The sequence below is a fragment of the Streptomyces sp. NPDC054842 genome (assembly GCF_053611025.1).
The window spans coordinates 107923-130026 of the sequence record NZ_JBSGZN010000003.1; the positions used below are offsets into that span (position 1 = coordinate 107923).

The window sequence follows — 22104 nt, forward strand, 5'->3', positions numbered from 1 at the left end:
GACGACCGGGGGCGTGCCACCGGCGCGACGGCGCCGAGACCCTGATCCCGGTCCTGTCCTCGGCCCGGTCGTCCCGAACGCCCCGGGCGTCGGACGGGAGGTCGGAGCGCAGAGGTCACGTCAGAGGTCGGACGTCAGGTCCAGAGCACCGCGATGAAGATGTTCGCCGTGGTCAGCAGGCCGACCGCGGCGAAGGCGCCCTTGTCGACCTTCTCCTCGTCGCGCTTCACGTAGACGAGCCCGAGGATCACGATCAGCAGGGCGAGCTTCACGCCGAGCTTGATGTTGTCGAGCGCGTTGTCGTCGGCCTGGTTGAGACCGACCAGCACGACTCCGGTGACCAGCATGGTGAGCGCGCCGTGCAGCATCGCGGGGACGAACCGGGCGGTGCCTTGGCCCATCGCCTTCACCTGGGTGAGGAAGCCGCCGAGGAGCGCGGCGATGCCGATGATGTGCAGGCCGACGAAGAGATGGATGAGTACGTCCATGCGCCGGAGCCTAATCGGGGCTCCGAGAGCCGCCGTTCACCGCCCCTCCCTCCGGCTGCGGCGGCCGCGCCTACCGGTCCACCGGCCCTCGGTGCCTGGGAGCCCGCCGTCCCTCCGGTCCCGCCGGTCGCAGTGCTCACCCCCGCCTCGGCGGCCTCGCGCCACCTCACGCGACCGCCCAGTGGTCTCATAGCACCAGCGCCTCCGGCCCCGTCGGAGAACCCGCTCATCGGTCAGCACTCAGCGTCAAGGTGACGGCCACGGGCCCGGAGCGCGGTCACATCCGGTCACCCGGCGGACCTCTCGCGCCACTTCCGCACATGGCGTCACCGGCCGCTCACGCTCAGGTTTAGCGTCCTCCCCCAGGTGACCGGCTCTCCACCGCCGCCCGGGCCAGGGGCGGCAACCGGTCGCTTCCGCCGAAAGGTCCGGCGGCGGCCCGCTCCCCCTGTGCGGGCCGTCGCCGGACGCGTCACCGTGCCCCGCCGGGCGGCCGTGCGGAACGAGTCTTCGCGAAAGGATGTGTGCCCTCGTGGCATCGCACCGCAAGCCCAGACCACGCTCGCTCGGCGGCCAGACGGCCCGCACCGCCGCCACCCTCGCCCTCGCGGGCGCGGCGACGGCCACCGCCTTCGAGGGGACGGGGTACGCCGAACCACAGCTCTCCCCGGCCCAGGTCGAGGCCAAGGTCGACAAGCTGTACCAGGAGGCGGAGGTCGCCACCGAGAGGTACAACGGGGCGAAGGAGAAGGCCGACAAGGGGGAACGGCGGCTCAGGACGCTGCGCGACGAGGCCGCCCGCAGGACCGACCGCCTCAACTCGGCCCGCGACGCGCTGGGTTCGATCGCCACGGCGCAGTACCGCAGCGGCGGCCTCGACCCCGCCGTGCAGCTCGCGCTGTCCGACGACCCCGACCGCTACCTCGACGGAGCCGCCTTCGCCGAGCGCGCCGGAAGCCGGCAGGTCTCAGCCGTGGCCCGCGTACGCAAGCAACTGCGTGAGATCGAACAGCTGCGGGGCGCCGCCCGCGTCGAGCTGACCTCCCTCACGTCCCGGCAGGCCGAGCTCAAGCGGCAGAAGAAGGCGATCAACGCGAAGCTCGCCGAGGCACGCCGGCTGCTCTCCCGGCTCACGGACGAGCAGCGCGCGCGGCTCTCCGCGGACGGCGGCACCGGGCACGCCTCGCGGGCCGGCGCACGCGAGACGGCGGCGGCCCTCCCCTCCGGCACCGCCGCCACACCGGCCAAGGCGCCCAACTCCCGGGCGGCGGAGGCGGTCGCGTACGCCTATCAGAAGCTCGGCAGCCCCTACGTGTGGGGCGCCACCGGTCCCAACGCCTTCGACTGCTCGGGCCTCACCCAGGCCGCGTACCGCGCCGCCGGGGTGTCACTGCCGCGCACGACGTACGCCCAGATCGGGGCCGGCCGGCGGGTCTCCCGCGCCGAACTCCAGCCGGGGGACCTGGTCTTCTTCTACTCGGGAATCAGCCATGTGGGCATCTACGTCGGAGGCGGCCGGATGATCCACGCCCCCAACCCCTCGGCGCCGGTACGCCTGGCCCCGATCGACGAGATGCCGTTTGCTGGGGCTACGCGGGTGGTGTGAGGACCCCGTACGGCAGGTGGAGGATTCCAGCCGGACGCGGGTACGCGCTGATGGCATGGCCACGTTCGCGCGGTAGCGTCGACCGAAGTCGCGCACCGTCCGTCGTGGTCCAGCGGCATCGCCGCCCGTAGCCGTCCGAGAGGTCCCGATGTCCCACTCGCTCCTGCCGCTTCCGCCGCCGTGGCAGCGGCGGACCTGGCCGGACCGGTCGGCCCTGCTGGCCGACCGGGGGCGGGCCCTGGAGGAGTTGCGGGCGCGAAGCCTCGGGGTGCACCGGGTGCTGCTGCTGTGGCTGTTGTCGCTCGCGGCGATCATCGGGTGGGCCCTGCTGGTGCTGCCGCTCCAGCAGTTCGAGCAGGGTGATCCGACCGGCGCGGTGCTGGGGCCGATCTTCGCGATCCTCGGTCTCGCCTCGCTCGCCCCGTCCGTCGTCGCGGTCGCCGCGGCCGTCCGCCGTGACCGCCAGATCGAGCAACTCCTCGACGCCTGGCTGGTGCTGGACAGCCATCCGCCGACGGACGCCCGCCTGCGCTCCCCCGGCCTCAGCCTCTTCTGGCTGCTCTCGTCCACCGTCATGTGCGCGATCGGCCTGTGGGCCTCGCTCGCGGCGGTCTCGGGCGCCGCGCCGGGCCGCGACGCGCACAGCGACGTCGTCCTGGGCCTGGGCATCGGCCTGATCCTGTGGCTGACCGGCCTGCTCGGCATCGCGAAGGCCGTACGCCACTACCGGTGGGCGCTGCGGGCCCTGGGACCCGCGCCGGCCGCGACGCCCCGCTGAGACCGCTCACTCCGCCGGCTCCGACGACCGACGGCTTCCTGCCGCCCCCCGGCCCACTGCACCCCCGCGCTTCTCCCGGGCGCGGGGTCCCGGCGCGCGGATGAGGATCCCCGACTGCGGAGGCGGGATTCCCCGATGCGGGCGCGGGTTCCCCAAGTGCGGGGCGGGAGGCCCGAGCGCGGACGCGGGAGACCCGAAGCCGGCCGGGAAAGCTCAAATGGGTCGCGGACGACCCAAGGCCCGGACCGGAAAGCCCAAGTGGGGCGCGGTACCCCCGAAGCCCGCCCGGAGAGCCCGAGTGGGGCGCCGTAGACCGCAAGCCCCGCCCGGGAGGACCGAGTGGGCGCGAGGGCCCGAGTGGGGCGCGGGACGCCCGAGTACGGGCGCCGAAGCTCCCGCCCGCTCACACCAGCCGGCGTGCCGTCGCCCAGCGGGTCAGCTCGTGCCGGTTCGACAGCTGGAGCTTCCTCAGCACCGCCGAGACGTGCGACTCGACCGTCTTGACGGAGATGAACAACTGCTTGGCGATCTCCTTGTACGCGTACCCGCGGGCGATGAGGCGCAGGACCTCGCGCTCGCGCTGGGTGAGGCGGTCGAGGTCCTCGTCGACCGGCGGGGCGTCGGTCGAGGCGAAGGCGTCCAGGACGAACCCGGCCAGGCGGGGCGAGAAGACCGCGTCGCCGTCCTGGACCCGGAAGACGGAGTCCACCAGGTCGGTGCCGGTGATCGTCTTGGTGACGTAGCCCCGGGCGCCGCAGCGGATCACGCCGATCACGTCCTCCGCGGCGTCCGACACCGACAGCGCCAGGAAGCGCACCGGCTGCTCGGGGTCGGCCATCAACGGCGCGCAGCGGCGCAGTACTTCGACACCGCCGCCGCCCGGCAGGTGGACGTCGAGGAGCACGACCTCGGGCCGGGTGGCCGTGATGACCGTGACCGCCTGGTCGACGTCGGCGGCCTCGCCGACCACCTCCACGCCGGTCCGCCCGGTCTCCCCGATCTCGGCCTGCACCCCCGTACGGAACATGCGGTGGTCGTCGACGAGGACGACCCGCACCCGGCGCCCGCCCGGACCGGCCGGGTCCGTGGACTCGCCGGCCGCCGTGGCGCCCGCTTCGGCAGAACTTCCGGGTCCCGCGGGCCCCTTGGCCTCGTCCGGCCCGTTCACGTCGCTCATGACGTACTCTCCGCCCTCTCCATCTCCAGCTCGACCTCCGTGCCGCCGTCCGGCACCGCACGCAGCCGCGCCGTGCCGCCGTTGCGCTCCATGCGACCGATGATCGATTCTCTGACGCCCATGCGGTCGGCGGGTATCGCGTCGAGGTCGAAGCCGGGGCCGCGGTCCCGTACGGACACGAAGACCGTCCTGCCCTCGACTTCGGCGAAGACCTGTACCGCGCCGCCGTCGCCACCGTACTTGGCGGCGTTCACCATCGCTTCCCGCGCGGCCTGCATCTGTGCGGCGAGGCCCTCGTCGAGCGGGCAGTCCCCGACGACGACGACCTCTATGGGCACGCCGTGCTTGTCCTCGACCTCCGCGGCGTTGCGCCGGACCGCCTCGGCGAGGGTGTCGGGCTCCTCCGCCTCGTCCTTGCCGGTGCCCTCCGGTTTGTAGAGCCAGGCGCGCAGGTCGCGCTCCTGGGCGCGGGCGAGCCGGCGGACCTCGCTCGCGTTCTCCGCGTTGCGCTGGATCAGCGTCAGGGTGTGCAGCACGGAGTCGTGGACGTGCGCGGCGACCTCGGCCCGCTCCTGGGCCCGGATGCGCATCAGGCGCTCCTCGGAGAGGTCCTGGGTCATGCGGACGAGATAGGGGCCGGCGAGGAGCGCTATGCCGACCAGGACCGCGAGCGCCGCCTGGAGGACGGAACCGAGATGGGCGGCGGAGCCCTGGAGCACGAATATGCCGGACACGCCGGCGGTGACCAGCAGGACACCGGCGGCGGAGCGCAGCAGCGTCAACGTGCGTCTGCGGCGGCCGACCTCCATCCAGCGGGCCCGTCGCGCGTTGTCCGCCTGGCGCCAGACCAGGGCGACACCGGCGCCGACGAGCACGGTCGGCCAGAGATACGCCTTGGCGCCCCCGCCGAGATTCACGTTGCCGACGAAGACCAGGGCCACCACGACCATGAGCAGCAGCGCGACGATCTGGCCGCGGTCGGGCTTGCGGGCCACGAGCCTTCGCCGGCCGTCGGAGGCGGGCTCGGCACTGACCGCCGGAGGGCGCCCGGCGTCGACGCCGCCGACTCCCAGCGGCACGAAGAACCAGAACGCCGCGTAGAGCAGCGCGCCCAGCCCGTCCGCCATGAACAGGCCGACGAACATCAGCCGCAGCCACACGACGGGCAGCCCGAGATGCCCGGCGAGCCCCCGCGCCACGCCACCGAGCCAGCGTCCGTCGCTGCTGCGGTAGAGCTTGCGCGACGGCCGCGGACTCTCGAGTGGCGCGAGGGGCACTGCTGCGGCTTCCGGCATGCCATCGATGTTCACACGCCCGGCGGGCCCGGGCATCAGGGTCCGCCCCCGAGACTACCCTGATCTTCGGGGGACCGGCGTCCGCACGGTTCCCCCCGGCCTCGTCAGGGACGATCTCAGGGTCGGGCCAGGGTCATCCCGGCTCCCGTCACGGCTCCCCGCCCGTCACCATGGACGCATGACAGATCACCAGCACGCGGCGGCACCGGATCCCGGTCCGGGCCCGGGCGCCGGAGCGGCCGGGCCCGGCCCGCGGGACGCCCCGCCCGGCGGCGGCCCGGCGGCCGGCGAGCCGCGCGCGCACGGGGCGCACGGAGGTGCGGCCCCGCCCGGCCCCCCGCACCGCTTCCGCCGCGACCGCCGGCAGAAGATGCTGGGCGGGGTGTGCGCCGGGCTGGGGCGGCAGTGCGAGATGGACCCGGTGATCTTCCGGATCGTGCTGGCGGTGCTCGCCGCGACCGGCGGCCTCGGCCTCATCTTCTACGGCTTCGTCTGGCTGTTCGTCCCGACCGACGACGACGAGGAGAACGAGGTACGCAAGCTGCTGACCGGCCGTGTCGACGGCCAGGCGCTGGCGGCGGTCCTCTTCGCCCTGGTCGGCTGCGGCGTCTTCCTCTCCATGCTGAACAACGGCGGGGTGCTCGCCTTCGCCGTGATACTGGCCATCCTGCTGGCGGGCGCCGGGTACTGGTCGCAGCAGCGCGGCGACCCCGATCCCGACCCGCTCGCCGCGCAGGCCGCGGCCGACGCCCCGCCCGAGGCGAAGGCGCCACCGGTGCCGTACGCGTATCCGTCCTGGTGGCGCGACCCGATCGTCAAGGACGGCACGCACGTCGGCGGCACGGGATACCTGTGGGGTCCCCGGGACTCCCGGGACCGCGACATGGCGGCGGCGGTGAACATCGCCCGCGGCACGTCCCGCGGCCACCTGCGCGTGCCCCAGGAGCAGCGGCCGCGCGGCCCGCGCTGGATCGGCGGCTGGGTGTTCCTGACCGCGCTGCTCGCGGGCGCCCTCGGCACGGGGCTCACCTGGGACGACCACGCTCTCGGCACCAGCGTGCAGACCGGGCTCGCCTGCGCGCTCGTCGTCTTCGGCGTCGGCATCGCGCTCAGCGCCTTCCTCGGGCGTACGGGGGCCGGTTCGGTCCTCCTCGCGGTCGTCACGGCCGGGCTGCTGGCCTGCGCGGCGGCTCTCCCCGACGACATCAGCACCCACTGGGTCCGCACCACGTGGACCCCGGTGACGGCCTCCGACGTGCGGGGGACCTACGACCTCGGCACCGGGGTCGGCACGCTGGACCTCAGCCGCCTCGACCTCGCCAAGGGCCAGGAGGTGTCCACGCACGCCGAGGTCGGCGTGGGCCGCCTGAAGGTGGTGGTCCCCGAGGACGTCACCGTGCGGCTGGACATCACCGTGGGTGTCGGCGACATCCAGTTGCCGGGCGACGACAGCAAGGACGTGGACGTGCAGCCGGGCAGGAACAAACAGGTGACGCTCCCCCCGGCCACGGGTGGCGGGCGCGGCGGCACGCTCGACCTCCGGCTGGAAGTCGGCGCCGGACAGGCGGAGGTGGCCCGTGCTACGTCATGAGTTCCAGCCGGGGAAGCTGGTCGCGGGCTGCTTCCTCGCCCTCGCCGGGGTCGTCTACGCCGGTGACGCGGGCGGCCTCTGGGAGACCCCGTGGTTCGCGGTGATCCCGATCGTCACGGGCGGCCTGTGCCTGGCGGGCGCGACGGCGTTCCTGACGAGTGCGCTGCGCCGGCGCCGGTCGGCCAGGGCGGAGCGGGGCCCGTCCGAAGCGGGGGCGTCCTGCTGAGGGGGGTCAGCGGCAGGCGCCCGCGCGTCTACGCGTAACCGCCTGCGCGTCGACGGCGCCTGGTGCGCAGGGCGGCGTCGACGGACAGGACCGGGGCGCCGGCGAGGACGAGGGGGAGCCAGGCCATCAGGTAGGCGAGATCGTTCCCGTAGTAATACGGATCGGAGGCCCAGCTCACCGTCAGCCAGAGGCTGAGGGAGATCAGGGCGCCGCCGAGTGCGGCGAGGCGGGCCAGCAGGCCGAGGAGGGTGCCGATGCCGACGGCCAGCTCGCCGAGGGCGATGGCGTACCCGAAGCCGACGGGGTTCTTGAGGGCCAGGTCGACGAGGGCGGGGATCGCGGACGAGCCGCGGGCGGCGCGCATCATGTCGCCGATCGAGCCGGCTCCGGCGTCCTTCATGAAGGCGCTGTCGGTGAGCTTGTCGAGTCCGGCGTAGACGAAGGTGACGCCCAGGAAGACGCGCAGGGGGAGCAGGGCGTACCGGGTGGCGGAGTCCCGCCAGTTCCGGTCCCCCTCCAGGTACGGGTCGCGCGTGTCCGGACGCATGCCGTGAGTCATCGCTGCCGCCGCCTCTCGCCCACCCAGCCGTTGACCCCTCAAGAGACCATACGTACGCCGACGGCCCCCCGCTCACCCGCCGACGGAGCCCTCGCGTCAGGCGGCCACTCCCCCGGGCCGGCAGCGCGCCGACGCCCGCCGGACCGGACACCGGGCCGCCCACCGGACCGACAGCGCCCCCACGCCCACCGGAGGGCGCCGCTTCCGCTCAGTCCGTCACGTCGATGGCGCAGCGGTTCGTCTCGACGCCGGCCGCGGTGACGACCTGCACCTCCACCCGTCCCGGCTCCACGTCCACCGGCACCGGCACCGTCAGCACCGCGTCCGTCGGGTTGCTGAACCCTCCGGGCACCGGGACGAGGGGCACGTGGACATGGACGGGCCCGATCCGGACGACCATCCGGGACAGCCGGTCCGCCGTCCCCGCCCCCGGCGGCACGAACCCGGCCCCGCGGATCTCGATGTCGTCCCCGGTACGGATCGGCGCGTCCAGGTCCCCCGCCTCTCGCGCGCGGACGACGGACAGAATCACCGGACGCCCGCCTTCCGCGTACTTCCCCGCGACATAGGTCGCCGCCGAGACGAGGACCAGCACCGCCAGTCCCCACGGCAGATCGGGCAGCTGTTCCGGACGCCGGGCCAGCCGTACCGCCGCGAAGGCCAGCGCGACGGCACCGACGACCACGTACTGGATGTCGGCGAAGTTGCCCCGTCCCGAGTCGTCGGTGAGCAGATCGGCGGCCCGGGGACGGTCGGCCCGCACCTTCTGCAGACGCTGCCCGAGCACCCGCAGCCCCACCACGCGCCGCACGAGCACGGCGATCCCGCACACCACGGCGACGACGGTGACCACACCGGCGCCCCGGGCGAGTTCGAGCCCGGAGATGAGCCGGTCCCGCTCGGCGTGCCCGGACGCGAGCGCGAGCCGCCCCACGAGGACGAGGACGGCGTACACCACGAGGACGACCCAACTCGCGGCCACCGCACGGGAGGTGGAGAGCCGGTTGTCCTCGCCGACGACGGGGGCCAGGACCCCGCCCCGCGCCCGGTGGGCGTACCCCGCCCCGGTCAGCGCCCCGCCCACGAGCACCGCGGCCACCAGCCCCGCGGTCCGTGCGGGCGTCCACCCCGCGCCGATCGCGGTCAGCGCCTGCACCAGGAGCAGCACGCCCACGGCACCCCACACGGCGAATGCCGTACGGCGCCACAGCCGCGCCAGCCAGGCCTCGCCCTCGACGCGTCCGCGCTCGGCGACGAGGTCCGCCGACTGGGTCAGCTCGTCCGAGACCCACTGCCGGGACGCGGTGACGGAGTGCGCCACCGCGGCCGGCAGCCCCTGCCCGGCCGCGAACTCGTCGCGCTTGGCGAGGAACTCGGCGACCGCGCGCCGGTGCCCCTCCCGGGCCCCGTGCGGGCAGTCCCCGCACGTGCAGCCACCGTCGTGGCCCCCGCGCCCGGCACCGGTTCCCGGCCCCCACCCGGCCCTGAACCCGGACCCGGAACCCGAACCGCCCCCGGAACCCGGCCCAGTGCCGTACCCGGACCCGGAACCCGAACCGGCTCCGGCGCCCGGCCCGGCGCCGTACCCGGACCCGGAACCCGAACCGGCTCCGGCGCCCGGCCCGGCGCCGTACCCGGACCCGGAACCCGAACCGGCTCCGGCGCCCGACCCCGCGCCGGCCCCGTCGCCGCGCTCCCCGCCCTGTCTCGCCTCCTGCACCGCCACGCCCGCTGCCGCCTTCCCCGCAACAAAGAGAGGTCCCGCAGGTTCCTGCGAGTCCCACGAGATCCCGGGGGGACCTCGCGTCACATGCTCCCGCGTCGCCGGGCCTCCCGTACGCCTGACTGCCGTACAACTGCGTGACAACCGCCCCGCGACGACGACGCATTGTGCCGCACGGAACACGGTCCGCGTTCGCCGGGTCTGGTCAGCGCGGGTGAGAGGCCGGACTCCGTGTTGACCCGCCCCGGAGAGCTTCCGGACTAACTGAGCAGGTCCGGCTCGCTGCGGCTGATGTCCGTCCACAGGGGCTGGTAGTTGATCCAGGCCACCAGGTCGCCGCCGAGCTGTTCCCGGGTCGCGACCGCCTGTCGGTGGTCTATGACGACCGGCCGCCCCGCCGCCCGCGCGGTGAGCTGGACCTGGCAGGACCGCTCCATGGACAGGAACCACCAGGCCGCCGCGTCCACGGAGTCGCCGACGGTGAGCAGGCCGTGGTTGCGCAGGACGAGCGCCTTGCGGCTGCCGAGCGCGGAGGCGATCCGGCGCCCCTCCTCGGCGTCGACGGCGACGCCGGTGTAGCTGTCGTACAGCGCGTGGTCCTCGTAGAACGCGCAGGACTCCTGGGTGATGGGGTCGAGCAGGTCGCCGAGCGCGGCCACGGCGCGCCCGTGCACGGAGTGGCAGTGGGCGACGGCGACCACGTCCGGGCGGGCCGCGTGCACCTGGGCGTGCACGGTGAACGCCGCCTGGTTCACGTGGTAGCGGCCCTCGATCACCTGCCCGTCCTGGTTGGCGAGGACCAGGTCGCTCACGGTGACGTGCTTGAAGGGCATCCCGAACGGGTTGACCCAGAAGCAGTCGCTGTACTCCGGGTCGCGGGCGGTGATGTGGCCGGAGACCCCGTCCTCGAATCCGGACCGCCCGAAGATCCGCAGCGCTCCCGCCAGCCGCTCCTTGCGGTGGCGCCGCTCGTCCTCCAGCGACTCGTGCATCGGCGGCATGGCGAACCGCAGCCGGTCGGTGGGTACGGGCGGGGGCGGCTTGGGCCCGTGCATCTGTCCTCCAGCACTGGCGTGTTCGGTACGGAGCGGAAGTTACCCGCGGTCAGTGCAGGAGAACAGGGGCGTTCCGGGAAGAGAGTGCACAACCGTTACGCGGGATGTCCCGGCTCTCGGGTACCCGGCGACGATCCCCGGATACCCGACCGATACCCGACAGAGGATGTCCGGTATGGGGGCGAGACTCGTCGTATGACCGGTACCACGACGAACTGGGCGGCCTTCGCCGCAGCCGAACCCGGCCTCGCCCGGACGGCGGAGGCCCGCTTCGGAGCCTTCACCCACCACATCCTGGCCACCCTCCGCAAGGACGGTTCGCCCCGCACCGCAGGGCTGGAGGTGCGTTTCCTGGACGGCGAGCTGTGGCTCGGCATGATGCCGGGCTCGCTCAAGGCCCTCGACCTGCGCCGGGACCCGCGCTTCGCGCTCCAGGCGAACCCGGGGCCGGGGACGGACATGGCCGGCGGTGACGTGCGCGTCGCCGGACGGGCCGTCGAGGTGCGGGACCCCGGGCTGGTGGCGCGCTACACCGAGGCCGTGAACCCGCCCGACCCGGGGGCGTTCCACCTCTTCCGCACGGAGCTGACCGAGGTCGTACGGACGTACGTGCAGGACGACACGTATCTGGTGGTGCAGATCTGGCGGCCCGGCGCCGCGCTGCGGACCGTCAGACGCACCTGACCGCACGGGAAAGGGGCGCCGTCCGCATCGGACGGCGCCCCCTTTTCAGCTCTCCCCGGCGCACCGGGCGCTCACGCCGGCCGCGGGCCGGCGGGGAGAACTACTCCCACTCGATGGTGCCCGGCGGCTTGGAGGTCACGTCGAGGACGACCCGGTTGACGTCCGCGACCTCGTTCGTGATCCGGGTGGAGATCTTCGCGAGGACGTCGTACGGCAGCCGCGACCAGTCCGCCGTCATGGCGTCCTCGGAGGAGACGGGGCGCAGCACGATCGGGTGCCCGTAGGTCCGGCCGTCGCCCTGGACGCCGACGGAGCGGACGTCCGCGAGCAGGACCACCGGGCACTGCCAGATGTCGCGGTCGAGGCCCGCCCTGGTGAGCTCCTCGCGGGCGATGGCGTCGGCGTGCCGGAGCAGGTCGAGGCGCTCCTTGGTGACCTCGCCGACGATGCGGATGCCGAGGCCCGGACCGGGGAAGGGCTGGCGCTGGACGATCTCCTCGGGCAGGCCGAGCTCCTGGCCGACCATGCGGACCTCGTCCTTGAACAGCTTGCGCAGCGGCTCGACGAGCTGGAACTCGATGTCCTCGGGGAGGCCGCCCACGTTGTGGTGGGACTTGATGTTGGCCGTGCCGGTTCCGCCGCCGGACTCGACGACGTCCGGGTAGAGGGTGCCCTGCACCAGGAAGGCGACGTCCTCGCCCTCGGCGGCCTCGGCGATGATCTCCGCCTGCGCCTGCTCGAAGACCCGGATGAACTCGCGGCCGATGATCTTCCGCTTCTCCTCGGGGTCCGAGACGCCCTTGAGTGCGGTGAGGAAGCGCTCCTCGGCGTCGACGACCTTCAGCTGGACGCCGGTGGCCGCGACGAAGTCCTTCTCGACCTGCTCGGTCTCGCCCTGGCGCATCAGTCCGTGGTCGACGTACACACAGGTCAGCTGGGAGCCGATGGCCTTCTGCACGAGGGCCGCGGCGACCGCGGAGTCCACGCCGCCGGACAGGCCGCAGATGGCGCGCTTGGTGCCGACCTGCTCGCGGATGAGGGCGACCTGCTCCTCGATCACGTTGCCGGTGGTCCAGTTCGGCCGGAGGCCCGCGCCGCGGTACAGGAAGTGCTCCAGGACCTGCTGGCCGTGCGTGGAGTGCATGACCTCGGGGTGGTACTGGACCCCGTACAGCTTCTTCTCGTCGTTCTCGAAGGCGGCGACCGGGACGACGTCCGTGGAGCCCGTGACCGTGAAGCCCTCGGGGGCGGCGGAGCAGGCGTCGCCGTGCGACATCCAGACCGACTGCTCGTCCGGGGTGCCCTCGAAGAGGGTGGAGCCGGACTTCGAGACGTGCAGCGGGGTGCGGCCGTACTCGCGGGCACCGGTGTTGTCGACGGTGCCGCCGAGGGTCGTCGCCATCAGCTGGAAGCCGTAGCACATGCCGAAGACGGGGACCCCGGACTCGAAGATCGCGCGGTCGAGGCGGGGGGCGCCTTCCGCGTACACCGACGAGGGACCGCCGGACAGGATGATCGCCGCCGGGTTCTTGGCGAGGATCTCCTCGACCGGCATGGTGCTCGGCACGATCTCGCTGTAGACCCGGGCCTCGCGGACGCGGCGGGCGATGAGCTGGGCGTACTGCGCGCCGAAGTCGACGACCAGGACGGTGTCGGGGCTGGCGGCAGCGGAGGGTGCTGATGGCACGGTTTGCCTTCCGGCGGTGTACGGGGTCTGTACCTCCGATTCTAACGGGGCCCGCCGCCGACCCCCTGCCGTCCCCGCGGCCACCGCTCCGGGCCCGGTGAGGCCCTGGTCTCGCCGGCTGAGATCCCGTCCGGCCGGGCTTGGGTCCTCCGTGTCCGGCGGTGCATACTGCTCGCATGCTCTCGCACCAGACCTTCGTCTTTACCTATGGCAACCGGCCCACCGGCTGCCATGGTCGTGCTGCTTGAGCCACTGACAAGCGACATCCCAGGCGCCCCGGGCCGACAAGGCCCGGGGCGCCTGGCGTTTCCGGGTCCTGCCGCTCCGGGGCACCTCCACCGAGAAGGAGCCCCACCATGGCCGACGTACGGGACAGGACCGGCGCCCGCACCGACGAGGCGGCCGGTGTCATCACCGGCGCGCGGGAGCGCATCGACGCGCTGGACGACCGGATCATCGGTCTCGTCCAGGAACGGATGGCCGTCTCCGCGGTGATCCAGGAGGCCCGGATCACCTCCGGCGGCCGCCGGGTGAACCTCTCCCGCGAGATGGAGGTCCTCGGCCACTACAGGGACGCGCTCGGCAGGCCCGGCACCTCCCTGGCGATGACGCTGCTGGAGCTGTGCCGGGGCCGCGTCTGACGCCGTCCGCGCGGCACTGCCACGGGCGTCCGGTGCACCTGCGTTCGTATGCCCTCTCACCCGTACGGCGCGTGACCGGGGCGGCGCGGGCTTCGTTGTCCCCGGTGTCCGTGCCAGCCAGGGGCGGGCCCGAAAGAACCACGCGTGGCTCCGTTGGGGCGATGAGACGTACGGATCGTGCCGTGCGTCGTGGGACCTCGTCCCAGGACTGTGACCGGACGGCAGGGGACAGCAGCCCGGTCACTCCAGAGAACGGTCGGCTCCGGGGACGCCCGGGGCCGGCCGGCGGGATCTCCCCGAGGGGGGCCGAGACGGTTGCGGAGGCCGCGGCCCATTCAGCACGATGCGCAAAAAGCCCGACGTCCCACAGCAGACAACAGCAGACAACAGCAGACAACAGCAGACAACAGCAGACAACAGCAGACAACAGCAGTGTCCCCGTACCGCCCGCACGACCCGTACGGCTCCGGTCCCGTCCCCTCGGCACCCGGCCCGTACGGCCCGGCCGCCCATCGCCGACACCACGCGCGCGCCCCAGGTGCGCCGGGGCGCGGCCGGCGGTCGTCCGGACCAGCGGCGCAACCCCCCGGCGCCGCTTCTCAGGCACCGGCGCCGCCCTGCCGTCGGTGCTGACGAAGAAGGGCCCCGCGGATCCGTCCCGCGGGGCCCTTCGCTCTGCCCGGGGGCGTTCGCCGCACGTCCCTTCCCCCCGCGAAGGCGGACACAAGGGGGTTCGCGACGCGTCCTAGCCGACGGCCTTCTCCACCTTGGCCAGCTGCTTCTCGATGATCTCGGACGGCACCCTCACCTTGTCCGGGTCCAGCATGTTCATCGAGGTGAAGGACACGACGACGGTCCCGACCCGGACGACGGTGAAGGTCGTGGGCACCTCCGTGTCCTCGATCGACGCCTTGAGCCGGTACGCGACGGACTCGTCACCGAGGTGGGGGTCCTTGAGGGCCTTCACCTCGCTGTAGCGGTAGCCGGTGTGCTTGTACGACGTACACGTGGCCGTCGCCTTCCGCAGGCCCGCGAGGACCTCGTCGGCCTCGCCGGACCGGTACGACAGGAGGGCGAGGGAGGTGACCGAGGCGTCCAGGTCGTCCTTCGTGGTGAAGCCGCGGCCGACGCCCGCGTGTGCCGTGGGGTCGGTCGTGAACAGGAACATGTCGGCGACCGGCTGGCAGGCGGCCGGGGTGGCCGGCACGGAGTCCAGCGAGATGTCCGAGGCGGGCGTCCTGTCGACCGCGTAGCCTTTCACCTCGCCGTCCGCGAGGGCGGCCTTGTCCAGCTGGGCCCGGGACAGCGCGGCGGGCGCCTCGGCGGTCGCGCTCTTTTCCGGCGCGCCGGAGTCCTTCACGCCGTCACCGGCCTTCGCGTCGCCGTCGCCCTTCGGCGCGCCGGAGGCCCGCTCGCTCGCCGTCGCGGTGGCCGCCTTCGCCGGCTCGCCGCCCTCGCCGTCGCCCCCGCCGCACGCCGCAACGCATCCCAGCGCGGCCATGACCGCGACCGCCGCCGTGACGCGCGACACCTGTGACTTCACGTTCCCCACCTTCACGTTCCTCCGGACCGGGCCGCGTCGGACTGGACCGGCCCGGCGCGTCACGATCGCACAGGTGCCGGGGCGGACGGCGGCGGGGCCCCGGTCGCGGAGCGCGACCGGGGTGTGACTCAGCCCACATAAGGATTCTGTGAGCGAGAGGGCAACCATCGGCGGGCGGCGCGGGTCACACCTGCTGACACAACGGCCACAACCGCGCCCCACCGCGGAGGCCTCCCGACACTTTTCGCGTGCTGCGTCACCGCGGTGCGCCGGACTTCCCGAGGTCTTCATGAAGCTTCGCCGTGCCATGGCCGTCGCGGCCGCGACGGCCGCCATAGCCCCGCTGGCCCTGCTGTCGGCGCCGGCCGCGTTCGCGGAGGAGACGCCCTCCGGTACGCCGACCGCGACCGTCACGGAGACGGCGCCCGCGGCCACCACCCCGGAGGCCACGCCGCCGTCCAGCACGCCCGCCACCACCCCGCCGACCTCGACCCCGCCGGCGTCGACTCCCTCGGCCGGCACGACTCCCTCGGGCACGCCGTCGGCGACGCCCAGCGAGGAGCCGGGCGACCCGGAGGTCCCGTACTGCGAGGACCTGGACGAGGAGTACGGCGACGCCAAGGTGTCCGCGGACATCAAGGGCCTCCCCGGCAAGATCGTCGCGGGCAGCGGCTACCACGCGTTCGAGCTGACCGTCACCAACGAGTCGAAGATCGCCATCGAGGGCGTCGCCTTCTACGCCGAGATCGAGAACTACGAGCTCGACGAGTCGAAGTACCTGAGCCAGTACGTGGACCTGGAGTTCAAGAACCCCGAGTCCGGCAAGTGGACCCGGATCGGCGACGACTCCTGGGCCGGTGACTACTTCTTCTACGTCGAGGAACTGAAGGCGAAGCAGACCGAGTCCATCGACCTGCGCGTCAGCATCGACAAGAACGCCCCCGCGGGCGACGCCTACTCCTTCGGCTCCGGCGCCTACCTCGACAACGTCGACGGCCAGGAGTGCGTCGCCGAGGGCTGGGCCCAGTACGACTTCGTCGTCCTCAAGGCCGGCTCCGAGAACCCGAACCCGGGCGAGGCCGAGCCGGGCGACGACGACGAGAAGGACCCGATCAAGAAGCCGCAGGGTGACGTCTCCGAGCTGCCGACCGGCAACCTCGCCGAGACCGGCTCCAGCTCCGCCCTGCCGGTGATCGGCCTCGTCGGCGGAGTCGCCGTCGTCGCCGGTGCCGGTGCGGTGTTCGTGGTGCGCCGCCGCAAGTCCGGTGACGCCGCCGCGTAACGCGGACCGGGGCTCACGCCTCACATCTGAAGAAGGACCTGTGCTCGGAGGGGGGCACAGGTCCTTCTTCACGTCGTCCGGGGGCCGGGCCGCGCTCAGCCCTTCGGCGGCACCGCCGGCATCCCGAGGAACGGCAGCCTGAGGGCGCCGAACGCGTCCGCGGGGACGGCGGGCGACCGCGGCTCGACCGGCTCCAGCCGCTCGTACGCCGCCCCCTGGGCCGGGCGCGGGTCGGCCTCGCCCTTGTTGGGCCAGTACGACATCGCGCGCTCGGCCTGGGCCGTGATGGTCAGCGACGGATTGACGCCGAGGTTCGCCGAGACGGCGGCGCCGTCCACCACGGAGATGCCCGGGTGCCCGTACAGCCGGTGGTACGGGTCGATCACGCCGGTCTCCCGGGAGTCGCCGATCGCGCAGCCGCCGAGGAAGTGCGCGGTGAGCGGCGTCCCCATCAGCTCGCCGACGTTGCTGCCGGCGAAGCCGTTGATCTCGGCGGCGATGGCGGTGGCGGCCTCCGAAGCGGCCCTGATCTGCTTGGGGTTGGGCGCACCGTGTCCCTGACGAGCCGTCAGGAGTCCTTTGCCGGCGCCCGAGGGCTTCAGGTACGTCGTCAGCGAGTTGTCCAGGGACTGCATCACCAGGCCGATGATGGTGCGCTCGGACCAGCGGCGGTTGGAGAGCGAACGCAGCATCTGCACCGGGTGTTTCGCCGCGTTGACCAGCCAGCCGAGGGCCCGCGAGGAACCCTCCGCGTAGGGCACCTGGAGGATGGACAGACTGCCCATCGCGTTCGAGCCCCGGCCGTAGCGGACCGGCTCGATGTGGGTGCTGGCGTCCGGGTGGATCGACGAGGTGATCGCCACCCCGCGCGTGAAGTCGGCCTTGGGCTCGCCGTGCGCCTTGCGGTAGCGGCGGTTGTCGGTCTGCGCGCCCACCAGCGCCTCGGAGTTCGTCCGGGTCAGTTCGCCCAGCCGGTCGGACACGTACGGCAGTTGCCCGCCCGACTTCATCCGGTGCAGCAGGGTCTGCGTCCCGTAGGTGCCGGCCGCGAGGACGACCCGGCGCGCGGTGAACGTACGGCCCGCGCCCTTGCGCCGGTTGTCGGTCGGCAGGGTCCGGACCGCGTACCCGCCCCGGGAGTCGTCGGTCACCGACACGACCGTGGTCATGGGGTGGACCACGGCGCCGGCCTTCTCGGCGAGGTGGAGGTAGTTCTCGTTCAGCGTGTTCTTCGCGCCGTGGCGGCAGCCCGTCATGCACTCGCCGCATTCGAGGCACGCCCGCCGGTCGGGTCCCGCGCCGCCGAAGTAGGGGTCCGCGACCCGCTCGCCCGGGGCCGCCTTCGCGCCGCCGTCGGCGTCCTCCCCGTCACCGAAGAAGACGCCCACCGGCGCCATGTGGAAGGTGTCGCCGACGCCCATCCGCTCGGCGGCCGCCTTCAAGTGGACGTCGGAGGGGGTCGTCGTCGGGTTGAGCCGCACCCCGAGCATGCGCCGGGCCTGGTCGTAGTACGGCTTCAGCTCCCCCTCCCAGTCCGTGATGTCCTTCCACTGGGGGTCCTGGAAGAAGGGCTTCGGCGGTACGTAGAGGGTGTTGGCGTAGTTCAGGGAGCCGCCGCCGACGCCCGCGCCGGCCAGCACCATGACGTTGCCCAGCAGGTGGATGCGCTGGATGCCGTACATGCCGAGCTTCGGGGCCCACAGGTAGTTCTTGACGTCCCAGGAGTTCCTGGGCAGCGACTCGCGGGTGAAGCGGCGGCCGGCCTCCAGCACGCCGACCCGGTACCCCTTCTCGGTCAGCCGCAGGGCGGTGACGGATCCGCCGAAGCCGGAGCCGACGACCACGACGTCGTAGTCGTACGTCGCGTCGGGGCCGTCCTCGGGGGCGCCGGCGGTGTTCCCGGCGACGTCCGCGGGAGCGGCCGCGTCCGGCTTCTGGACGGAGTTCTCCTGTGACACGTGCTCTCCTCGTTGAGAAGCGGGTGCTGTCCGGAAGGGGGCGGGTCGTCCTAGCGAAGGCGCAGGGCCTTCATCGCCCGCAGGCTCCGGCTCATGAACGCGGCGTACTTCTCGTCGTCCATGCCCAGCGACGGCGCCATCGGCAGCAGCCGCTGTTGGGCGACGGTCTGCGCCTCGGTGTACTTGAGGATGCCCTCGGAGCCGTGGCGGCGGCCGAGGCCGGAGTCCTTCATGCCGCCCATCGGCGACTGGACGCTGCCGTACGCGGAGGCGTAGCCCTCGTTGACGTTGACGGTGCCGCTGCGCAGCCGGGCGGCGACGGCCCTGCCGCGCCGTCCGTCCTTCGTCCAGACCGAGGCGTTCAGGCCGTACGGCGTGGAGTTGGCGAGCTCGACCGCCTCGTCCTCGGAGCCGAAGCGGTAGACCGACACGACCGGGCCGAAGGTCTCCTCGGCGCAGACCGCCATCGGCGCCTCGACGCCGTCGAGGATGGTGGGCTCGAAGAAGTACGGTCCGATGTCCGGGCGGGCCACGCCGCCGGCGACGAGCCTGGCGCCCTTGGCGACGGCCTCCTCCACGTGCCGGATCACCGTCTCCAGCTGCCGTTCGCCGACCAGGGACCCCATGTCGGCGCCGTACGCGAGGGAGGTGCCGAGCCGCATCGCCCGGGTGCGGGCGGCGAACCGGTCGAGGAACACGTCGGCGACGGACTCGTGGACGTACAGCCGCTCGATGGAGATGCAGAGCTGGCCCGCGGAGGAGAAGCAGGCGCGGACGGCACCGGCGGCGGCCTTGTCGACGTCGGCGTCCTCCAGCACCAGCATGGCGTTCTTGCCGCCGAGTTCGAGGGAGACGCCGACCAGACGGGCGGCGGCGCCCTGCGCGACCTCGCGGCCGGTGCGCGTGGAGCCGGTGAAGGAGACGTAGTCGGCGTACCGGACGACCTCGGGGCCGACGACCGGGCCCTCGCCGATGACGACCTGGAAGACCTCGGCGGGCAGGCCGGCCTCGATGAGCAGGTCGCGCGCCCACAGCGCCGTCAGGCAGGTCTCCGTGTCGGGCTTCATGACGACGGCGTTGCCCGCGACGAAGGCGGGGAGCGCGTCGCCGACGGACAGCTCCAGCGGGTAGTTCCAGGGCGCGATCTGCCCGACGACACCGCGGGGGTGGCGCAGCTCGGTGACCTTGGTGAGCGTCGGGACGGCGCCGGTGTGCCGCTTGGGCTTCAGGTACGAGGGTGCCTTGCGGCCGTAGTGCCGGGCGGCGACGGCGACCGCCTGCACCTCCTCGTGGGCGTGCAGCCGGGCCTTGCCGGTCTCCAGCTGGATCAGGTCGAGGACCTCGGCCTGCCGGGCCAGCACCAGGTCGTGGAAGCGCAGCAGCACGGCGGCCCGCTCGCGGACCGGGACCGCGGCCCAGACGGCCTGCGCCGCACGGGCCCGCTCGAAGGCCGTACGGACGTCCTCGGGCGTCGACTCGGGCAGGTCCGCCAGCTTCTCGCCGGTGAGCGGCGTGTGGTTCACAGTGCGGCCGGAGCCGACGACGCCCTTGGTGAGCTGGGCGACCAGCTCGGGCGTGACGACGTCGGCGGCGGTGCGGGCGCCGCGGGGCGCGGGCGCGAGGGGGTTGGTGCCGAGGGCACCGGTGCCGGTGGTGCCCGTCCCGGCCGTGTCGTCGGTGCCGGTCTTCTCCGGGGCCTGCGAGTCCGTCATGAGCCGCAGGGTATGCCCGCCCGGACGCTTTGGGTACCCGTCGGTAACGGGGTTTCACCGAGTACACACACGGCGCCAGTGATCGCTGGCAACGAATGCCCTGATCAGGGCGTTGTGGGTCCGGCGATCACGGATTGGTCACTCCTGCCGGCGCTCGTGCCCACTCTCCGCCGGGGACCGCGGGCCCCCTGCCGGCCCCCCCTCCGGCCGCCGCGGTCCCCGCGGTGCCCCTCAGAGCCTGGTGATGTCCAGGTTCGCGATCGCCGTCCTGGCGACCTCCCGGCCGCGCTCCGTGAAGTCGCCCTCGCCCGGGTAGCTGACCGTGAGCTTGTACATGTCGCCGGTCTTCGCGGACTTGTAGTAGAAGATCTGCATCTCTCGGGGGCGCGGGTGCTCGCTGTCCGTGGTCTTGTACGTCAGCGTGTTCACGGCGGCCTTCCCGCCCTGGTGGGTGGACTCCTTCGGGTCCGTCCTCGGTCCCGCGGGCATGTCCAGGCTGTATTCGCCGCTCTGCTTGAACTCCGCGTTGTCGGCCCACATCTGGTCCCGCGCGGAGTCCTTGATCTGCTTACTGGAGTCCTCGGCCTTGCGGGCCACCTTCAGGCCGATCCAGACGGTGCCGCTGGGGTCGCCGTACGTCACCCAGTTCCGGTCCGACTCGTCCTCGTCCGGCCTGCCCACCTGATAGCCCGACGGCACGGCGAGCGTCGCGCCGAGCGCCTTCTCCGGCTTCTTCGCCCAGCCGTCCGGCAGCGGGCCCGCGAACGGGTCGGCGATCACCAGGTACGCCGCCAGCGCGACCGCGACGAGCGCCGCGCCCACCGCGAGCCACGCCTTGCGGCCGAGCCGGACCCCCCTGCCGCCCGGGACGGAGATCTGGACGACCTGGGTGTCCCGCGGCGGTCTGGCGGCCTCCTCCAGCAGGGTCCTGACCCGGCCGGCGGCGGGGCGGCGCGCCGGGTCCTTGTCCAGCAGGCCGTTGATCACCTCGGCGAGCGGGCCCTTCGCGGCGGACGGCGCGGCGGGCGTCGCGTTCAGGACGGACTGGAGGGTCGCGGGGGTGTTGCTGCGGCGGAACGGGGAGACGCCCTCCGTGGCCGCGTACAGCACGACACCGAGGGACCAGAGGTCGGAGGCCGGTCCGGGACGCTGGCCCAGCACTCGCTCCGGGGCGATGTACTCGGGCGAGCCGACGAAGCCGCCGGTGTCCGTCAGGTTCGTCTCGCCCTCGATCTGGGCGATGCCGAAGTCGGTGAGGACGACGCGGTCGTGCCGGCCGAGCAGGACGTTGTCGGGCTTGACGTCGCGGTGCAGGATGCCCGCCGCGTGCGCGGCCTCCAGGGCGCCGAGGATCTCCAGGCCGATCGTGGCGGCCTCGCGGACACCGAGGGTGCCCTCCTGGAGCGCGGCGCCGAGCGACCGGCCCCGCACCAGCTCCATGACGATCCACGGCTGTCCGTCCACGACCGCCACGTCGTGCACGTTCACCACGGCGGGGTGGTCGAGCCGGGCGGCGGCCCGGGCCTCGCGGCGCATCCGCTCGAAGGCGTTGGCGCGTTCACGCTCGGGAAGGTGGTCCGGTACGCGGGGCTCCTTGACGGCCACCTCGCGGTCCACCGTCTCGTCCTTGGCCCGCCACACGGTGCCCATGCCGCCGTGGCCGAGCTTCGACAGGAGCCGGTAGCGGCCGGCGATCAGCCGCCCCGCGCCGGGGTCCTGCACGGCCTGGCTCGGCACAGGCGGCTGCTGCGAACGCGAATGTTGCGGCTGGTGCGGCTGAAGCTGCTGCGTTTGTGGCTGCTGGTCCGCCTGCGGCTGCTGCGGTTGCGGCTGCTGGTCCGGAACGAGCCGGGTCGGCGTCGCGTAGGGATTGCCCGGGTAGGGCACCGCGGACGGCTGCCCCGGAGCGGGTGCCCGCACGCCCGGCGGGGCGGGCCGCGGCGGTTGCAGCCCAAAACTGGTTGGCTCGTCGGACCCGTGCGGGACTCCCCCGTCGCTGCTCATGCACCCATGCATAGCGTGGCGGGAGCCGCCGATCCACCCCGGTCGTCGCGCGGTCACAGACCCGTGACGCGACCCGCCCCATACCTCCCCTTTGC

General features: G+C 73.1%; 18 protein-coding genes. 7 read left to right on the plus strand and 11 right to left on the minus strand.

Annotation, left to right across the window (positions count from 1 at the left end; genetic code table 11):
- Positions 1-134: 134 nt before the first annotated feature.
- Positions 135-488, minus strand: coding sequence for a hypothetical protein (locus ACWGIS_RS03545; RefSeq protein ID WP_453360762.1), 354 nt, complete (start codon positions 486-488; stop codon positions 135-137).
- A gap of 532 nt (positions 489-1020) precedes the next feature.
- Between ACWGIS_RS03545 and ACWGIS_RS03550 the strand changes: the two genes are divergently transcribed.
- Both ACWGIS_RS03550 and ACWGIS_RS03555 read left to right on the plus strand, forming a co-directional pair.
- Positions 1021-2094, plus strand: coding sequence for an NlpC/P60 family protein (locus ACWGIS_RS03550; RefSeq protein WP_453360763.1), 1074 nt, complete (start codon positions 1021-1023; stop codon positions 2092-2094).
- A 148-nt stretch (positions 2095-2242) separates the two neighbouring features.
- Positions 2243-2872 (plus strand): hypothetical protein, encoded by a 630-nt coding sequence (locus tag ACWGIS_RS03555; RefSeq protein WP_453360764.1) that lies wholly within the window; start codon positions 2243-2245, stop codon positions 2870-2872.
- A gap of 403 nt (positions 2873-3275) precedes the next feature.
- Here the strand turns inward: ACWGIS_RS03555 and ACWGIS_RS03560 are convergent, their stop codons facing one another.
- Together ACWGIS_RS03560 and ACWGIS_RS03565 are read right to left on the minus strand one after the other, a co-directional pair.
- Positions 3276-4049, minus strand: a complete 774-nt coding sequence (locus tag ACWGIS_RS03560) for a LuxR C-terminal-related transcriptional regulator (RefSeq protein WP_453360765.1) — start codon at positions 4047-4049, stop codon at positions 3276-3278.
- A complete protein-coding gene (locus tag ACWGIS_RS03565) occupies positions 4046-5380 on the minus strand; it encodes an ATP-binding protein (RefSeq protein ID WP_453360766.1) in 1335 nt (444 codons plus the stop codon). Before ACWGIS_RS03565 ends, ACWGIS_RS03560 begins: the two co-directional genes overlap by 4 nt.
- A gap of 142 nt (positions 5381-5522) precedes the next feature.
- Between ACWGIS_RS03565 and ACWGIS_RS03570 the strand changes: the two genes are divergently transcribed.
- Entirely contained in the window at positions 5523-6935 is a 1413-nt protein-coding gene (locus ACWGIS_RS03570) for a PspC domain-containing protein (protein ID WP_453360767.1), read from the plus strand.
- Positions 6922-7161 carry a hypothetical protein gene (locus tag ACWGIS_RS03575; RefSeq protein ID WP_453360768.1) on the plus strand — a complete coding sequence of 80 codons (240 nt, stop codon included), beginning with the start codon at positions 6922-6924 and terminating at the stop codon, positions 7159-7161. The genes ACWGIS_RS03570 and ACWGIS_RS03575 overlap by 14 nt, the downstream gene beginning before the upstream one ends.
- Positions 7162-7189: 28 nt before the next feature.
- Here ACWGIS_RS03575 and ACWGIS_RS03580 read toward each other — a convergent pair whose 3' ends face one another.
- From ACWGIS_RS03580 to ACWGIS_RS03590, 3 genes are all read right to left on the minus strand, one after another.
- Entirely contained in the window at positions 7190-7720 is a 531-nt protein-coding gene (locus tag ACWGIS_RS03580) for a DoxX family membrane protein (RefSeq protein WP_453360769.1), read from the minus strand.
- 208 nt (positions 7721-7928) lie between these two features.
- Positions 7929-9041, minus strand: a complete 1113-nt coding sequence (locus ACWGIS_RS03585) for a hypothetical protein (RefSeq protein WP_453360770.1) — start codon at positions 9039-9041, stop codon at positions 7929-7931.
- Between the two features lie 662 nt (positions 9042-9703).
- A complete protein-coding gene (locus ACWGIS_RS03590) occupies positions 9704-10498 on the minus strand; it encodes a class II aldolase/adducin family protein (RefSeq protein WP_453360771.1) in 795 nt (264 codons plus the stop codon).
- Between the two features lie 195 nt (positions 10499-10693).
- Between ACWGIS_RS03590 and ACWGIS_RS03595 the strand changes: the two genes are divergently transcribed.
- A complete protein-coding gene (locus ACWGIS_RS03595; protein ID WP_453360772.1) occupies positions 10694-11182 on the plus strand; it encodes a pyridoxamine 5'-phosphate oxidase family protein in 489 nt (162 codons plus the stop codon).
- Between the two features lie 100 nt (positions 11183-11282).
- On the opposite strand, the gene guaA is transcribed toward ACWGIS_RS03595, so the two are convergent.
- Entirely contained in the window at positions 11283-12869 is a 1587-nt protein-coding gene (gene guaA / locus ACWGIS_RS03600) for a glutamine-hydrolyzing GMP synthase (RefSeq protein ID WP_453360773.1), read from the minus strand.
- A gap of 356 nt (positions 12870-13225) precedes the next feature.
- On the opposite strand from guaA, the gene ACWGIS_RS03605 reads away from it, so the two are divergent.
- Positions 13226-13510, plus strand: a complete 285-nt coding sequence (locus ACWGIS_RS03605) for a chorismate mutase (RefSeq protein WP_453360774.1) — start codon at positions 13226-13228, stop codon at positions 13508-13510.
- Positions 13511-14255: 745 nt separating this feature from the next.
- On the opposite strand, the gene ACWGIS_RS03610 is transcribed toward ACWGIS_RS03605, so the two are convergent.
- Entirely contained in the window at positions 14256-15053 is a 798-nt protein-coding gene (locus ACWGIS_RS03610) for a hypothetical protein (protein WP_453360775.1), read from the minus strand.
- Between the two features lie 289 nt (positions 15054-15342).
- Between ACWGIS_RS03610 and ACWGIS_RS03615 the strand changes: the two genes are divergently transcribed.
- Positions 15343-16335, plus strand: coding sequence for an LAETG motif-containing sortase-dependent surface protein (locus ACWGIS_RS03615; RefSeq protein ID WP_453360776.1), 993 nt, complete (start codon positions 15343-15345; stop codon positions 16333-16335).
- Positions 16336-16430: 95 nt separating this feature from the next.
- Here the strand turns inward: ACWGIS_RS03615 and ACWGIS_RS03620 are convergent, their stop codons facing one another.
- The 3 genes from ACWGIS_RS03620 to ACWGIS_RS03630 all read right to left on the minus strand — a co-directional run bounded on the left by ACWGIS_RS03620 (position 16431) and on the right by ACWGIS_RS03630 (position 22009).
- Entirely contained in the window at positions 16431-18293 is a 1863-nt protein-coding gene (locus ACWGIS_RS03620) for a GMC oxidoreductase (RefSeq protein ID WP_453360777.1), read from the minus strand.
- A gap of 50 nt (positions 18294-18343) precedes the next feature.
- On the minus strand, positions 18344-20005 hold the full coding sequence (locus tag ACWGIS_RS03625) for a succinic semialdehyde dehydrogenase (RefSeq protein WP_453360778.1): 1662 nt from the start codon (positions 20003-20005) through the stop codon (positions 18344-18346).
- Between the two features lie 231 nt (positions 20006-20236).
- The gene (locus ACWGIS_RS03630; protein ID WP_453360779.1) at positions 20237-22009 is read right to left on the minus strand and encodes a serine/threonine-protein kinase; all 1773 of its coding nucleotides are present in this window, start codon (positions 22007-22009) and stop codon (positions 20237-20239) included.
- Positions 22010-22104: the final 95 nt, after the last annotated feature.